The organism is Arthrobacter glycogeni (assembly GCF_054510815.1).
Genome location: NZ_JBTNDV010000002.1, coordinates 49,892 through 66,015, shown reverse-complemented (window position 1 = coordinate 66,015; position 16,124 = coordinate 49,892). Strand labels below are relative to the sequence as shown.

12 protein-coding genes are annotated in these 16,124 nt (G+C 65.1%); 5 read left to right on the top strand and 7 right to left on the bottom strand.

Features of this window, described 5'->3' with window-relative positions:
* Window positions 1–897 carry a UTP--glucose-1-phosphate uridylyltransferase GalU gene (gene galU / locus ACX80G_RS02485; RefSeq protein WP_459305407.1) on the bottom strand — a complete coding sequence of 299 codons (897 nt, stop codon included), beginning with the start codon at window positions 895–897 and terminating at the stop codon, window positions 1–3.
* 89 nt (window positions 898–986) lie between these two features.
* Between galU and ACX80G_RS02480 the strand changes: the two genes are divergently transcribed.
* The 3 genes from ACX80G_RS02480 to cpaB all read left to right on the top strand — a co-directional run bounded on the left by ACX80G_RS02480 (window position 987) and on the right by cpaB (window position 2,873).
* Complete coding sequence (locus ACX80G_RS02480) at window positions 987–1,634, top strand: 5-formyltetrahydrofolate cyclo-ligase (protein ID WP_459305406.1); 648 nt, start codon at window positions 987–989, stop codon at window positions 1,632–1,634.
* 89 nt (window positions 1,635–1,723) lie between these two features.
* Window positions 1,724–2,077 (top strand): FmdB family zinc ribbon protein, encoded by a 354-nt coding sequence (locus ACX80G_RS02475; protein WP_459305405.1) that lies wholly within the window; start codon window positions 1,724–1,726, stop codon window positions 2,075–2,077.
* Window positions 2,078–2,171: 94 nt separating this feature from the next.
* Complete coding sequence (gene cpaB, locus ACX80G_RS02470) at window positions 2,172–2,873, top strand: Flp pilus assembly protein CpaB (protein ID WP_459305404.1); 702 nt, start codon at window positions 2,172–2,174, stop codon at window positions 2,871–2,873.
* A 42-nt stretch (window positions 2,874–2,915) separates the two neighbouring features.
* Here the strand turns inward: cpaB and ACX80G_RS02465 are convergent, their stop codons facing one another.
* The 4 genes from ACX80G_RS02465 to ACX80G_RS02450 form a co-directional block, all read right to left on the bottom strand.
* On the bottom strand, window positions 2,916–6,935 hold the full coding sequence (locus ACX80G_RS02465) for a DUF4011 domain-containing protein (protein WP_459305403.1): 4,020 nt from the start codon (window positions 6,933–6,935) through the stop codon (window positions 2,916–2,918).
* A 90-nt stretch (window positions 6,936–7,025) separates the two neighbouring features.
* On the bottom strand, window positions 7,026–8,576 hold the full coding sequence (guaA, locus tag ACX80G_RS02460; protein ID WP_459305709.1) for a glutamine-hydrolyzing GMP synthase: 1,551 nt from the start codon (window positions 8,574–8,576) through the stop codon (window positions 7,026–7,028).
* A gap of 150 nt (window positions 8,577–8,726) precedes the next feature.
* On the bottom strand, window positions 8,727–9,215 hold the full coding sequence (locus ACX80G_RS02455; RefSeq protein ID WP_459305402.1) for a DUF3817 domain-containing protein: 489 nt from the start codon (window positions 9,213–9,215) through the stop codon (window positions 8,727–8,729).
* Window positions 9,212–10,033, bottom strand: a complete 822-nt coding sequence (locus tag ACX80G_RS02450; RefSeq protein ID WP_459305401.1) for an SURF1 family protein — start codon at window positions 10,031–10,033, stop codon at window positions 9,212–9,214. The genes ACX80G_RS02455 and ACX80G_RS02450 overlap by 4 nt, the downstream gene beginning before the upstream one ends.
* A gap of 130 nt (window positions 10,034–10,163) precedes the next feature.
* On the opposite strand from ACX80G_RS02450, the gene ACX80G_RS02445 reads away from it, so the two are divergent.
* A complete protein-coding gene (locus ACX80G_RS02445; protein ID WP_459305400.1) occupies window positions 10,164–11,885 on the top strand; it encodes an ABC transporter ATP-binding protein in 1,722 nt (573 codons plus the stop codon).
* On the top strand, window positions 11,800–13,644 hold the full coding sequence (locus ACX80G_RS02440; protein WP_459305399.1) for an ABC transporter ATP-binding protein: 1,845 nt from the start codon (window positions 11,800–11,802) through the stop codon (window positions 13,642–13,644). Before ACX80G_RS02445 ends, ACX80G_RS02440 begins: the two co-directional genes overlap by 86 nt.
* A 200-nt stretch (window positions 13,645–13,844) precedes the next feature.
* Here ACX80G_RS02440 and ACX80G_RS02435 read toward each other — a convergent pair whose 3' ends face one another.
* Both ACX80G_RS02435 and ACX80G_RS02430 read right to left on the bottom strand, forming a co-directional pair.
* Complete coding sequence (locus ACX80G_RS02435) at window positions 13,845–14,336, bottom strand: PTS sugar transporter subunit IIA (protein WP_459305398.1); 492 nt, start codon at window positions 14,334–14,336, stop codon at window positions 13,845–13,847.
* 55 nt (window positions 14,337–14,391) lie between these two features.
* The gene (locus tag ACX80G_RS02430) at window positions 14,392–16,116 is read right to left on the bottom strand and encodes a glycerol-3-phosphate dehydrogenase/oxidase (protein ID WP_459305397.1); all 1,725 of its coding nucleotides are present in this window, start codon (window positions 16,114–16,116) and stop codon (window positions 14,392–14,394) included.
* Window positions 16,117–16,124 lie beyond the last annotated feature (8 nt).

The window sequence follows — 16,124 nt, the reverse complement described above, 5'->3', positions numbered from 1 at the left end:
CTAATGGTCCAGGGAGTTGGTGAAGCTCTTCAGCCACGTCTGAAGGTCTGGCCCCAGGTCCTCGCGCTCCGAGGCCAGTGTGACCACTGCCTTGATGTAGCTCAGCTTGTCGCCGGTGTCGTAGCGCCGTCCGCGGAACACCACGCCATAAACACCCGATCCCTCGCCGTCCGCAGCGGCGAGTGTCTGCAGCGCGTCAGTCAACTGGATTTCTCCGCCACGGCCCGGCCCCGTGGTTTCCAGGACGCCGAAAACCCTCGGGTGCAACACATACCGGCCGATGACAGCAAGGTTGGACGGCGCCTCGTCGACGGCTGGCTTCTCAACCAACTCCCTGACCCGGACGTAGTCCTCGCCATCAATAGCGGAGATGTCAGCGCAGCCGTAGGCGCTGATTTGATCCGGTTCAACCTCGATCAAGGCAATCACCGATCCCCCGGTCTTTTCCTGCACCTCGATCATGGTCTGCAGCAGCACATCGCGCTCATCTATGAGGTCATCGCCCAGCAGGACCGCGAACGGCTCCTTGCCGACGTGCAGCTTCGCCCGGAGCACAGCGTGTCCAAGACCCTTCGGGTCGCCCTGGCGCAGGTAGTGAATATCCCCGAGTTCGGAGGGGTATCGCACGGCCGCCAGCTTCTCAAGATCACCCTTGGCCTCAAGCGTCTGTTCGATGAAGGGCACCCTGTCGAAGTGGTCCTCGAGGGACCTCTTGTTTCGACCGGTGATCATGAGGATGTCGGTCATGCCAGCGTTGACAGCCTCCTCGACCACATACTGGATGGCTGGCTTGTCCACTACCGGGAGCATCTCTTTGGGCATCGCCTTCGTGGCGGGAAGAAAGCGCGTGCCAAGTCCCGCAGCGGGGATGACAGCCTTGTTCACTCGTGAGGTCATGACACCACCCTACATAATGGCAGCGTCCTGACAGCGCCACATACCCGCGGGCATCACGGGCGTGGTGGGCGTCGGTAAAGTGGAGGGGTATGGAACCCACCACCCCTGCGGAGCTCAAGGAAGCTGCCCGGCACCGCTTCCGCGCCGCACGTCAGACGATGTCCCGGGAAGACCGCGCGCTCTCCACCACCGGTCTGCAGCGCCGGGTGTCTGAATGGTTGCTGCACCAACCGGCCACAGCAACCGAAGGCCCGGTGGCCGCCTATCTGTCGGTGGACCCGGAACCCGGGACACTTGCGCTGCTTGACACGCTCACACGGAAAGGATTGGACGTCGTTGTGCCGATCTGCGAGCCGGACTATCAACTTTCCTGGTGCAGGTGGCGCAGCGGGGTCGAACTGCACCCGAGCCCCCGTGCCCCCCTGCTTGAACCGGTTGGTCAGCGATTCCACTATGCCGAACTGCTCGATAGCCATGGCGGGTTCACTCTGGTCCTGGTGCCGGGTCTCGCTGTCGACCGCAGCGGTACCCGGCTCGGCCAGGGCGGAGGCTACTATGACCGGTTCCTTACTCAACTGCGGTCAGCCGTCCCGGACGTCCCGGCAGCGGCGTATCTGTATGAGCATGAACTGTTGCCGGAACGGTCTCTGGCCGCCACGGCGCTGGACATGCCGCTCGCCGGCGTCTTCACCCCGTCGGCGTTCCACCGGATCGGGCCAGGCGATGCGGCGGTGTAGACTTGGCACTCGGGACCCTAGAGTGCCAGCCGATACCGGTTTGGGTGATCAAGCCCCCAACGAAACTTAGCTCGTCCAGGAGGATTCCTTTGCCTACATACGCATACGCCTGTAGAGACTGCGACCACGCTTTCGACATCCACCAGGCCTTCGCGGATGACTCGCTGACCGTGTGCCCGTCGTGCGATGGCTCGCTGCGCAAGAAGTTCAACAGCGTGGGGGTGGTGTTCAAGGGCTCAGGGTTCTACCGCAACGATTCCCGCGATAGCAAAAAATCGGTTGAGGTGGGGGCCAGCGGCTCCGCCGCAACCACCTCAACGTCGTCCGGCTCCTCCACCGGGGGGTCCGACGGCGGAAGCAGCAACTCGACTGCTACCAAGGATTCTGCCCCTGTGGCGAAGAAACCGGCGCCGACCACAAAGACCACCGCCGCCGCCAGCTAGGACTCCTCCTGCACCGCGACGGGTCATCCGGCGTGTTATCCACATAGCTTTCCCGGTTCCGCCGGGGTCTCCACCGATGTCCTAACCTGGATGGATGGCACCCGGAACGGCTCCCCAGCGGCAAGCATGGGCCCACCACTTCATCCGCCGGTTTGTGTTTCGCAACCGCCGGCTTTTAGCGGCCCTGCTGTTGTGCCTAGCCGCGGCGCTCACGGTCGAGGCGTTGATCCCGCCTGAGCAGACGCGGGTAACGGTGGTTGCGGCGGCGGCAGATCTGCCGGTCGGCACAGTCCTGACGGCCGGCGACCTGGCCACGCTGAACCTTCCGCCGGAGGCCGTCCCCTCCACGTCCTTCGCCGATCCCGGCGCTGTCGTCGGGGAACAGCTTGCCGTCCCCCTGCTCCGCGATACAGTCCTCGCACCGACGTTCTTTGTAGGATCCGGGCTCCTCACCGGCGCCCCCGCCGGGACGGTGGCCGTGCCAGTGCGTCCGGCCGATCAGTCGACAGTTCAGTTACTCTCCCCGGGCCAGTACGTGGACGTCGTCCTCAGTTCGGGGAACGGTTTTGAGGTTCCAGCGACGGCAACTGTGATCGCCCGCGGGTTGCCGGTGCTGTGGACCTCAACTTCGGTGAAGGCCCGCGCCCCGGAGCCCTGGCCCGGCGACGCCAACGGTGAGGGACTGGTGGTGCTGGCCGCCGATCCGACCCACGCGGCCACCCTGGCCGGGTCGTCCAGCAACGGCCAGGTTCACCTGGTGTTGACGGGCCCTCCACCTGAGTCGGTGCTGCCTTGAGTCGGTGCTGCCCCGCTCAGCCTCAACCCCGGAATGGACTTTTCAATCCCAGTGCGGAGGACGCTGATCCTTCAACCACGCTTCATGGGAATCGTCAGTCTCCCCCCAGGAGCGCGCCTCATCCTCTGCGGCGTGTTTGGGGAGAACTCCGTCAGAGGAGGCCGATCCAGCACCGCCCGCCACCGTAGTCCCTTCGTCCGCCGGGCGAGGCGACCCCTTACCCGCCTGTGAGATCTCGCTCATGGTCATCCTGCTCTCTGAGTGCCGGCCGCTCCCCGACACCTCGGCGAGGCCCAAGTAGCTGCCGATCAGGTCAGCGGACCCGTTAGGGTCAGTGAACACTTCGATGGTCCAGAGGGGCATGTACCGCCAGCCCATCCGTTCAAGCAGTTGGGGGCGGAGCCTGCTGCGCTCCCGGACGGTCATGTTTCGGTACCGCTCCGTTCCGTCCGATTCGATGGCCATTGGCGGCGGCTGCGAACCGGAGTCTGCTGCGGTGTGCGACGGTCCGGCGAGCGATGCAGCACCCGCCCCCCCCGTGGCAACAATGTCGAGGACGCCGTCGTAGTGGTCGAACACCTGGGCGCCCCGATCGCGGAGCCGGTTCACCAGGTCGCCGACCAGCGGGTCGTCGTTCACTACCTGTGCGCCTTGCTCCGGCTCGGGCGAAGCGTCTCCGATCGGGTCACCGCTTGGCTCGCCAAGCTCACGCTCAAGCAACCCGTAGAAGTCCAGGGCACCGTTTTCAAGCCTGGTCGGGTCCAGATCTGTGGGCAGGAAACAGGTCACCACCTGGAGTTGGTGGCGTGCCCGGGTCATGGCTGTGACAAAACGACCCCGACCGTCGGGACCGGATAGTTGACCGAAGTTGTGCAGTGCCCTGCCGTGCGGGGTCCTGCCGAACCCCAACGAGAAGATCACGCAATCCCGGGTGAGACCTGCGGCGCGTTCCACGGGCACTACCCGGAAAGACTCCCTGCCGGGAGCGAAAAAGTCGGCAGCCCACGGCAGATCCGCCATTCGCTGTCTGATGGCCTGGCCCACGCGCCCTGCATGGCCGGAACTCGCGGTCACGACGGCCAACGAGTTGCTGGGACGACGGCGGATATGTTCAAACACCAGTTCTACGACGCGGCTGACCTCGGCGGCGACGCTTTCCACGCCGGCCTGATCAGCCGTGGGCATCCCGGTGCCGTCTGGCAGATAGTCAACGGTGAGAGCCCGCCCAGCGCCGGTCACTTCGGCGCCATGCGGGAGGCGTGAGAGCCTGCCGTCGTAGAAGGTATCGCTGAGATATCCGGTCAGGGCCTTGTCGACCCCGCGGTACACCACGCTCAGTGCAATGGTCGGGAGGGTGGTAGAGAGCGCGGAGTAGGCGCTGGTCAGCCGGTCAGCGCCTACTCCGGGTTCGGCTCCCGCACCCACGCTGAAGCTCTGGGGACCGCCGAGCCGGTCATCCCCGAAGGCGATGATCTGGCTTCCCCGCGCCAGTGCCGGAACAACTGACTGAAGGGAGATGGATTCGGCGTCGAGGACTATGACCGCGTCGAATGTCTTGGCGGCCGGCAACACCATGGGCAGCATGAGTGGGCTGGCGGCCCAGACCGGCATCAGCGCTGTCACAAGATCGTCGTCTTGTGCGCTGAGGCCCGCGAGGTCAAGCGTCCCGGTCCGGAGCAACTCCTTCAATTTCCCGGCTTCTGCTGGGCGCGCGGCCAGCGCGGTGCGCCACCGTTCAGCGAGGGCGAACCGAAGCCGGCCGGGGCCGGAAGCGATATGCGCGTTGTCGGCGAGACGGTAATCCGCCTCCAGCCGGCGAAGGCTTCCGCCGTCAGACATTGCAAGGTAATCGTCGCCGCTGATCATGGCGTCGAGCGCCGATTGCCACCACGCGAGTTCCAGTTCGGATCCGACCTGCCGGGCTTCCACCTCGCGGCTCGCCAGGTCGTCGAGCAATTCACCCAGCCCGTGCTCCCGCATCTCGTCGAGGAGGAGCGTGCGCTCCGGGAGGGTGGCGAGGGTCTGCTTATCCTTGGCGAGCTCGGCCAGGCGGTAACCAAGGTCGTCCAGCGGCATGTCAGCGAGATCGACATGACCGGGCGTGGTGGAGAGCACCTGCGTGAGCTCGTCCAGCTCGCGCCGGATCTTGCGGTGGAAGCTGTTGATTTCGGCGAGACCGGTAGGAACCGCGGGATGCCGTTCGGTAGTCGCGTAGCGGGTCCACAGTGTCCGCTGGTGTTGGACTTCCACCAGGGAGGTGTGCAGGTCGGCTATGTGCACTCCCGGGCGCACATATTCCTTGGCTACCCGGCGCAGCCGTGAGCGGGTCATTGAGCTCATCTCGATGGCTCGTTCGCGGCGCCAGGACGATGACGCGGTGGCGGTGATGAGGTCGGTGACTGGCCGGTCAAAGATATCCGGTGTGAACTTGTCGAGGCTGGCCCGGACCGCGGCGAGGAGTTCCAACTGTTCACCCCACTCGGTGAACGAGCCGCCAAGACTGATCTGGGAGTGATCGGCCACGCGTAGCACTTTGTCGCGGAGCAACGGAATGTCACGGGCGAGGTCGACGGCCAGCTTGTGCGCGCGTTCGGTTTCCTTGCGGTTCAGCAGTTTCGCCCCGTACCAGGGGCTATCGACGGCTGAAGCACTGAAACTGCCGAGCTCGGCCGCCCTGCGGAGCCTGCCCGTGAGTTCGGCACGGTCGGGGATGCTGTCCATCACGCTGCGCAGCAGACGCACAGTAGTTGCCGGCGCCGGGTTCAACGAGGTCAGCTCGGCGAGGGACTGCATTGCCTGGTACGGAGAGCAGCCCCAACGGCTTCGCACGTTGTGCAGCGACTTCACATGATCCTGCAATTGGTGTCGGTGGTCGACGAGGGTCTGATGCAGACCGTCCAGCTCAGGCCGGGTTGCCTTCTCATTCCGCACGATCGCGCGGATCAGTTGATCCTTCAGTTGCTGTTCGTTGATGTTGGCGTTGAGCTGTAGGACCAGCGACCCGAGGTTGAGCGTGTCAAGTTCCTGCACCACTTCGTTGAGGGTGCCGCGACGCTCCGCCACGACCAGCACGCTTTTGCCCTGCTCGGTTAGTGCTGCAATTGCGTTCAGGGCCGTCTGGGTCTGTCCCGAGCCGGGCGGAGCTGACACCACCAGGGAGTGTCCGTGGGTAATGTGGTCCAGCACCCGCTGCTGTGCGGAGTCGGTGTCCCTGATCAACAGCTCTTCGGCTGGGTGGCGTTCGTCGATTGGGGTCCCGGTGTCAGGGCTATCGAGGGCCCTGGGCGCAGTTTGCCCGTCCTTGGCCGCATCCATCAGCGCTGCCAGGACCGGGTGGTCAGGGCGAATGGCAGGGTCATCGGCAATGTCGGCAAGATCGGCGAAAGTGGACACCAATAGGTGGTGCTCGATCGCCATCCCCCGCACCCCCTCGGTGAGCGCGCGTAGCCGGTCGAGGACTGGCAGTGGATCAAACCTGGCGGTGCCGTAGGCGAGTTTGGCTACCGTCTCGGCGTCGATGGTCACGCCTTGGGCCGTGCGCAGGTGACGCACCAGGGCAGGGTTGAACCGGGCGTGCTCGGTGAGCTGGAGCTCGTAGTCATCCTGGGACGTGTGCACCGTCAGTGACACGGCGGTCAGGAGCACAGGCGCAGTCAACGATTCTGTCCTGCCGTCGTCGTCGACGCTACGCCACGCGGCGGTTCCTGCCGCCAGGTACCCGACGTCGATACCCCGCTCGGTGCCGAGCTCGTAGATCTTCGCCCGGAGCACGCGGGCGGCCTTCATCGCTGCCGCGTACTGGCCCGGGTCGCGGAGCAGCGTGGACAGGCGGGTTCGGCGGCCAGCGAGCAGTTGGGCCAGACCCGAGGGGTGAGCATGGGTGAGATCAATGTTGCTGGACGCAGCCGCCGAGAAGTGGAGCAGGGTGTCAGTGCCTGCGTGAGTGCCAAGCTGCTTGAGCCACGGCAACAGGAAGTTCCCAGCGGAATCTCCGGGATCCTGCACTGACACGGTGGTCTCCTTTTCTGCGGTTATTTTCGACGGTCTCGACCAGAGGGGCATGTCTTCCAAGCTATCCGACAAGGGGCGTCCGGACGGGGCCGCAACACCGGGAACGGGTAAATACCCATCCCGACCGCGACCACGGCCCAACTACTCCCACTCGATGGTTCCGGGCGGTTTGCTGGTGATGTCCAGGACCACCCGGTTCACTCCCTCAACCTCATTCGTGATCCGGTTGGAAATCCGGGCCAGCAGGTCGTACGGCAGACGCGACCAGTCGGCGGTCATTGCGTCCTCGCTTGAGACGGGGCGCAACACTATCGGGTGGCCGTAGGTACGACCGTCGCCCTGCACCCCGACGCTGCGGACATCAGCCAACAGGACGACCGGCATCTGCCAGACGTCGTCATCCAGACCCGCGGCGGTCAGCTCGGCCCGCGCGATGGCGTCGGCCCGCCGCAGCAGGTCCAGCCGCTCCTGGGTGACGTCGCCAACGATCCTGATTCCCAGGCCAGGGCCAGGGAACGGCTGCCGGCCAACAATTTCAGCGGGAAGCCCCAACTGCGCTCCGACCGCTCGGACCTCGTCCTTGAACAGCGCACGGAGGGGTTCCACCAGTTCAAACTGCAGGTCCTCGGGGAGCCCACCGACGTTGTGGTGGCTTTTGATGTTCGCGGCTCCCTCGCCTCCGCCGGATTCGACGACGTCGGGGTAGAGCGTTCCCTGCACCAGGAACCTGATCTTTTCGCCGTGAGCCTGCGCCTGGGCGATGATCGCCCGTTCGGCTTCTTCGAACGCGCGAATGAACTCGCGGCCGATAATCTTGCGCTTGGTTTCCGGGTCGCTGACCCCGGCGAGCGCGTCGAGGAAACGCCTCTGTTCGTTGGCTACGTAGAGGTTCACGCCGGTAGCTGCGACGAAGTCGCGCTCCACCTGCTCTGCTTCACCGTCGCGCAGGAGGCCGTGGTCTACGAAAACACAGGTCAACTGGTCTCCCACCGCACGCTGTACCAGCGCGGCCGCGACGGCGGAATCCACACCCCCGGAGAGCCCGCAGATTACACGGGCGTCGCCTACCTGCTCCCTGATGCGTTCCACCTGTTCCTCGACGATGTTGCCGGTCGTCCAGTTAGCGTCGAGACCCGCGCCCTTGAAAAGGAAGTTCTCCAGCACCTGCTGGCCATGCGTTGAATGCCTTACCTCGGGGTGCCATTGCACTCCGTAGAGGCGCCGGTCCTCGTCGGCGAACGCAGCCACCGGGGCTCCCGCGGTGCTCGCCAGCACCTCGAATCCTTCGGGGGCTGACTGCACGCTGTCCCCGTGGCTCATCCAGGCGTTTTGATGCTCAGGGATGCCGTCGAGCAATGACCCGCTGGCCCCGGTCGCTGCAACGTCGGTCGAACCGTACTCACGGAGCCCGGTTTTTGCGACCGTGCCGCCCAGGGCGGAGGCCATCGCCTGGAAGCCGTAACAGATCCCCAACACTGGCACGCCAGCCGCGAACAACCCGGGATCGACCCGTGGAGCCCCATCGGCGTAGACGCTTGATGGGCCGCCGGACAGGATGATCGCCACCGGATCCTTCGCCAGGAGCGCTGCGGTGTCCAGCGTGTGAGGAACCACTTCCGAGTACACGTCGGCGTCACGGACACGGCGGGCAATCAACTGGGCGTACTGGGCGCCGTAGTCCACCACCAGCACCGGCCGGTGGCTGGTCTCGGAGCTCTCGTCGGCGGAGTCAATGGTGGAGTCGGCAGCGCCTGAAATTCCGGGTCCGGGTGCGGGAATAGTCACCCGTCAACAATAGTCGCCGTCGACCCCCGACCGCACATTGCGACGACCCCACGACTCCTAGTACCGGGAGGCGGCTTCGGGATGGGCGGCGAGTTCACTGTCAACCCGATGATGGATCCGGCGTTCAACGATGAAGGACAGCAGCGGAACCACCCCACCGAGTGCCATCAGCAGGAACTGTTTGAACGGCCAGCGCATCATCTGCCACAGCCGGAAGTCGGCAATCAGGTACACCACGTACATCCAGCCGTGCACAATCAGGACGGTGGTGGAAAAGTTGAATCCCGCGGCGGTATCCGAGAATTCCTTGTCGGTCAGCGAGAGCAGCCCTTCGGGGCCCCCGACCATGATGTGGGACTGCATTCCGTAAGCTGCAATCATTTCCACGACCACCAGCAGCAGCATGACGCCGGTGGCATACGCCAGCACCTTGTAGAACGTCACCGCCGAGAGGATCTGGGCGTGGGTGCCGCCGAACCGCCGCTTGGGTGTCTTGGCGGTACCGGGGCCGCCGCCTGCTGGCCGGTTGACGTCGGGGGTGCTCACTGTCGTACCTCATTCTCGGTTGGTTGGTGCTCGAGAGCGGCCGCATCCTCTGCCGCTTCCAGGGTGCGACGGTGATCGTCGGCTACCAGGCGCCACCACAGGAAGAAGGCAAACCCGGCGAACACAAACCACTCGACCGCGTAGAAAATGTTTAGCCAGTTCAGTGGGGTGTCCTGAGGTTGCGGACCTACGGTGACAGCCTCCAGCGGTGCCTGTGGGACACGTTCCGCTCCGTCGACGGTCGTGACTGATGACACCACGAACCCGGCGTAGATGGCCCGGTCCCAGCGGTTGGTGAGTTCCGCCGTCGCAAGCATCGGGACCTGACCCGCCACTGGTCGTTCAGCGATCGGGCCCTCGGCGGGTAGCAAACGCCCCACCACAACTCCGGGTCCCGCAAGGTCGGGTACCTCGTTGGCTGCAGCGGCGTCCTGGACCCAGCCGTGCACCACCGGTATCACTGTCTGGTCGTCGCGACCGGCCGCCGGGTTGGCGGGCGCGCCGTCGACGGCGAATGCCGAGACCAGCCAGAACCCCCGCCGATCCCCCTGTAGCCGGTTCTGGACCAGCACGGCCGTATCCGCAAGGAATTCGCCGTCCATGGTGACCCTTTGGTCGGCGACCGGCGCGGTCATCGGAACGCCGGGGCTGAAGACATCAATCAGCGGGCGCACCTGTTCGGTGGTACTCGTTGGTGGCGGCGCGTCGCCAGTCGAACTGGAGAACTGCCATTGGCTCAAAAGCACAAAGACTGCCGCAATCACCATGGCGAGGATCAACGAGAGGATCCAACGGAGTTTCAGCGCGGTTTTGAGCACCTCTCAACGGTACTTCGTCACCCTGTAGAAAACCGAATGCCCGGGTGAATCAGCAGGAACGCCCTTCATCACAACACAGTGATTGGGAAATGTCTATCACTTAGCCCAAAAGGGGCTAGGATGATTGATCGTGCGCTCCTATCCCTATCCAGACCCTGGATCTCCCGACCTCAGATCCCCCTCCCGCTATCTGCTGTGGCTGGCATCGAAGCAGAAAGCCACCCTGCTTGCCGGGGTGCTGTTCGGCACCGTCTGGATGGTCTCCCAGGCGGTCATGCCCTATGTCCTGGGCCGGGCCATCGACGAGGGGGTGGTGTCGGGAAACTTCGACCGCCTACTCCTCTGGGTGGGGGTCCTGATCGGTTTGACCATCCTGCAGGCAGTAGCCGGGACCCTTGAGCACCGCACGGCCATCAGCGGGTGGATGCAGGCCGCCTTCCTCTCGATCCGGCTGATCGGGTACAAAATCACCCGCACCGGCGACGCACTGCCGAGGAAGCTTTCCACCGGCGAAGTGGTTTCCACTGCCGCATCGGATGCCACCCGGCTCGGCGAAATCTACGCGGTGTCGGCACGGCTCGCAGGCTCGATCGTGGCCTGGCTGGTGGTGTGCGTGCTCATCGCGCAGACCTCCCTGCCGCTCGGGATCATCGTCCTCGTCGGCGTCCCCGCCTGCTGCGGACTGCTCCTCTTTGTGGTCCGCCCCCTGCAGGCCCGCCAACGCGAGCAACGTGAGGCGTCAGGCAAGATGACCGCTGTCGGAGCCGACACCGTGGCAGGGCTGCGGGTACTGCGGGGTATCGGCGGCGAGCACATCTTCGTGAACCGCTACCGGGAACGGTCAGTCAAAACCAGGGATTCCGGGATCCGGGTTGCCTACTCGCTTGCCGATCTTGAAGCCTCCCAGGTGTTCATCGCGGGCGCCTTCAGCGTCCTGTTCACCTGGGTGGGCGCGAACCTGGCACTGTCCGGCGAGATCGGACCCGGCCAGCTCGTGGCGCTCTACGGCTACTCAATTTTCCTGATGACGCCGATTCGAGCGGCGGCCGACAGCGTGGCCCGCTTCATCAGGGCCCACGTCGGCGCCCGGAAGATCATCGCCGTCCTCGTCGTCAAGCCTGACGTAACCGACCAGGAGACCGCCCTCCCTGCCCCTCCCCCCGGTTCGCCCCTGCATGACGCCCGCACCGGCGTCGTGATCCGCCCCGGCCGGATGACAGCGGTCGTTTCGGTGGACACCGCGGCGTCGGCCGATCTCGCCACCAGGCTGGGCCGCTTCGAGGATCAGGTGCTTGAGCTCGCCGAGGTCCGCTGGGGCGCCGAACCGCTGCAAAACATCGCCCTGCAGGACATCCGCCGTCGGATCGTGGTCAGCGAGGCGAACCCGCAGTTATTCACCGGTTCCCTCCGCTCCCAGCTGGATCCGCAGTCACAGCATGACGACTCAAGCATCCTCGCAGCATTGGATGCCTCCAGCGCACTAGACATCCTTGACGGTGTTGACGACGGCCTCGACCATGAGGTCACCGAGCGCGGCAGGGGCTTCTCCGGTGGACAACGCCAGCGCCTCGTTCTCACCCGGGCACTCCTGACCGGCGCTGAGACGCTGGTCCTGATCGAACCGACCAGCGCCGTCGACGCCCACACCGAGTCACGGATCGCTGCCCGACTGAAGGGCATCCGCGGCGGGCCCGATCAGACCACAGTGGTGGTCACAGCCAGCCCCCTCATGCTCGGCGTGATGGACCATGTGGTGTACCTCGAGGATGGCCGCGTCGCCGCCGAAGGAACGCACCACGACCTGCTGTCCAGCCACCCCGCCTACCGAAACGTGGTTATCCGAAGTGAGTGAAACAGCTGTCAACACCGATGCGTCGGGGAAACTTCCCGTCGCCGAGCCCGCCCAGGTCCGCACCGAGGCCGCGCGCCTGATCAGGCACCACCGGGGCGGGCTCTCCCGCGTCGTCGCCCTGTACATCGGTTCGGCGATCGCCGGCTTAGTGGGCCCGGTGCTGCTGGGGCGGGTCGTGGACGCCGTCGTCGACGGAACCACCTCCGACTACATCGCGGCCATTTCCATGATCATGCTCGCGTTCTTGATCGTTCAGGCAGTCCTGCGGCGCCTGGCGGTCCGGGCCGGCATGGTGTTCGGGGAAACGGTTTTCGCCGAACTGCGCGAGGACTTCATGGAACAGGTCACCTCGCTGCCCCTGTCGACGGTGGAGCAGGCGGGAACGGGTGACCTGGTGTCCCGCACCACCAACGACGTCGACGCCGTCTCCCACACGGTACGCTTCGGTGTCCCCCAGGTAGTGGTGTCCGTCGTCACCATCCTGCTCACCATCGGGGCGGCGGTCATCACCTCACCGGTAACCGCGCTGGCACTTCTGGTCGGGCTGCCCGTGCTGTATCCAGTGACCCGGTGGTACCTCAAGCGCAGCTCGGCCGGGTATCAGAAGGAGCGGGAAACCTATGCCGTCGTGAACGGTTCCATCACTGAGACCATCGAGGGCGCACGGACCGTCGACGCCCTGGGCCTTGGCGCACTGCGCCGCGACCGCATCGACGGAGCCCTGAGCGGTAGCTACCGCGCCGAACGGTACACCTTGTGGCTGCGTACAGTTCTTTTCCCGGCCGCGGACTTCGCCTTCTGGCTGCCCGTCGCCGGGGTGCTGCTCTGGGGCGGCTGGCTCGCATCGCTCGACGTGGTCACACCCGGTGTCGTGGCAACCGTCGCCCTGTTCGCGGTCCGCCTCATCGACCCGGTGGATCTGTTGATCATGTGGACCGACGAGATTCAGGTAGGGGCCGCGTCGCTGGCGCGTATCGTCGGGATCAAGGAGGTGCAGCCGGATCGGCACGCCACCGATCACGAACCATTGAACGAGGACATCCTGGTCTCCAAGGCACGGTACGCCTACCGGCCCGGACACGACGTGTTGCATGGTGTTGATCTGGAGCTCCGCCGCGGTGAGCGGCTGGCAATGGTCGGTCCGTCGGGCGCGGGCAAGTCGACGCTGGGACGGCTCATCGCCGGGATTCACCCGCCGACCGCTGGCGCAGTCACCGTGGGAGATGTACCCCTGGTAGACCGCCCCCTCAACGCACTGCGCCGCGAGGTGGCGCTCGTCACCCAGGAGCACCACGTTTTTGTCGGCTCGTTGGCGGACAACATCCGTCTGGGCAAGGATGACGCGACGGAGGCCGAGCTTGAGCAGGCACTCGACGACGTCGGTGCGCTCGGCTGGGCCCGCGCCCTGCCGCTTGGCCTCGAGACCGAGGTCGGATCGGGAGCTCACGAGCTGACGCCGGCCCAGGCGCAGGAACTGGCCCTGGCGCGCCTGGTCCTCGCCGACCCGCACACCCTCGTACTGGATGAGGCGACCTCGCTCATCGACCCGCAGGCGGCCCGTGACCTGGAGCGGTCGCTCAATGCGGTCCTGGCGGGCAGGACCGTCGTCGCGATCGCGCACCGGTTGCACACTGCCCATGACGCCGACCGAGTGGCGGTCGTCGAGAACGGCAGGATCACCGAGCTGGGCTCGCACGACGAACTGCTGGCCCTGGACGGCTCCTATGCGGCGCTGTGGAAGTCGTGGCGCTCGGAATAGTCCACGGAAGAGGGCAGAACGTGGATCCGAGCCGGGATCGAGAACAAAATTCGCTGCTGAGCGGGTCTGGTGCCGGTCTCTGGGTGAGCAACCTGGACCGGCGGGGTCAGCCTAGACGAGCGGGAGGGAAAGGTCGCCCACCGATGTCTAGTTCCCTCACCGATTCCGCGACAACGCCGGCGACAACCGCGGCGGAGCCCTCAGTGGTCGAAGAAGACGAGGGTCGAGTTGATCAGTTCGGCTATCACTTCAGTGTCGTTGGCTCGCCGCAGCGACTCCCTGAAGTTTTCCTTGAAGAGTGAGCGTGCCAGGGTGGCCAACACCTCGAGGTGTTCGGAAAAGGATTGCGATGGGGTGGCGATGAGCAGGATGAGGGTGGCCGGACCGTCGACAGCGCCGAAGTCGAGGCTGTGACCGTACTTGGTGACGCCCACCGCGATGCTGGTCTGGGTGACGTAGTCGCTGCGCGCGTGCGGCAGCCCGACCCCGCCCGGCAAGCCAGTAGCCATCTGGTGTTCCCGGGAGTTGACCTGGGTCAGGAACCCTTCGAGCTGCGAAATCCGTCCATTCTCGAAAAGTCTCGTGGCAAGCTGCGCTGCCGCCTCTTCCTTGTTGGCGGCGACCATTTCGAGGATCACCAGTCCAGGGATAGTCAGTTTGGCGTCGTTGTATTCAAGAGAACGCTCGGTCACGGTAGACCTCTCGCGGGTTGCGTTGGACAGGCGGCGCGGCGTCCGAACCGCTGTCCTAGCTTAGCGGCACAATATCTTCGACTCCCATCCGGGCGTTGTCGGCCAGGATGTCGTCGGGCTGCTCCTGGCTCAGTCGCTCGGCTTCCACGCGGGCCAGGTAGTGCTTGACCTCGCGGTCAACCTGCTCATCACTCCATTCGAGGAAGGGTGCCATCAGGGCGGCGACGGCTGGGGCGGCGGACACCCCACGATCCCAGGACTCGATGGAGATCCTCGTGCGGCGGGTGAGCACGTCGTCAATATGCCGTGCGCTCTCGTGGGTGACCGCGTACACTACCTCGGCGCCCAGATAGTCGTCTGCCCCGGGCAGCGGCTCGCCGAGGGCGCGATCTTCACGGATCAAGGCGAGGATGTCTTCGGCGTGGCTTCCGTAGCGCTGCAGGAGGTGCTCAACCCTGGCCACATGGACGCCCGAGCGCTCTGCCATCCTGGCCCGCTTGTTCCAGGCAGCCTTGTACCCCTCGGCTCCCAGCAGGGGAACGGTCTCGGTGCAGCTCGCGGGGACCCGCTCGTCGAGTGCCCTGGTCGCCTCATCGACCGCGTCCTTGGCCATCACCCGGTAAGTGGTCCATTTGCCGCCAGCCACTACCACCAGGCCGGGGACGGGGTGCGCCACGACATGCTCGCGGGAGAGCTTGGCGGTGGAGTCGCTCTCGCCTGCCAGCAGCGGCCGGAGCCCCGCGTAGACGCCTTCAACGTCCTCTCGGGTGAGCGGGCGTCGCAGCACTTTGTTGACGTGCTCAAGGATGTAGTCAATGTCCTTGGAGGACGCTGCCGGGTGGGCTTTGTCTAGATCCCAGTCGGTGTCGGTGGTCCCGATGATCCAGTGCCGCCCCCAGGGGATGACGAACAGGACCGATTTTTCGGTGCGCAGGATCAGGCCGACGGTGGACTGGAAGCGGTCCCGTGGAACCACCAGGTGGATACCCTTTGACGCCCTGACCTTCATCTGGCCACGGTCGGTGACCATGGCCTGCGTTTCGTCAGTCCAGACGCCCGTCGCGTTGATGACCTGTTTGGCGCGGATTTCGAACTGCTCGCCGGTTTCCTGGTCTTTCACGCGGGCACCGACTACGCGCTCGCCCTCCCTGAGGAAGTCGACGACGGTTACCCGATTGGCCACCTTGGCGCCGTAGTGCCCTGCGGTGCGCACCATGTTGACCACGTACCGCGCGTCGTCGACCTGAGCGTCGTAATAGCGGATCGAGCCCACCATGGCGTCGTCCTTCAGGCTCGGAGCTGCCCTCAGGGTGCCACGACGGGATAGGTGCTTATGCATGGGCACCCCCCGGGAGTTGCCGGAGGTCAAGCCCATCGTGTCGTACAACAGGATCCCTGCGCCGACGTAGGGGCGTTCGAAGAAACGCCTGGTCAGCGGATAAAGGAACGGCACCGGTCGGACGAGGTGCGGGGCAATCCGCTGAATCAGTAGGCCGCGTTCCTTCAGCGCCTCCTGCACCAGGGCAAAGTCGAGCATCTCAAGGTACCGCAGGCCACCGTGGATTAGCTTCGAGGATCGCGACGATGTACCGGAGGCCCAGTCTCGGGCCTCAACCATCCCCACGTCGAGTCCGCGCGTCACGGCGTCGAGCGCTGACCCGGCACCAACGACGCCGCCTCCGACAATCAGGATATCCAGTTCCTGGCCGGACTCCGCGGTGGCTTTTAACGCTGTAATCGCATCTTCACGGTTCTTGGGGCTCAGTACACCTGATGACATGGCGGCGA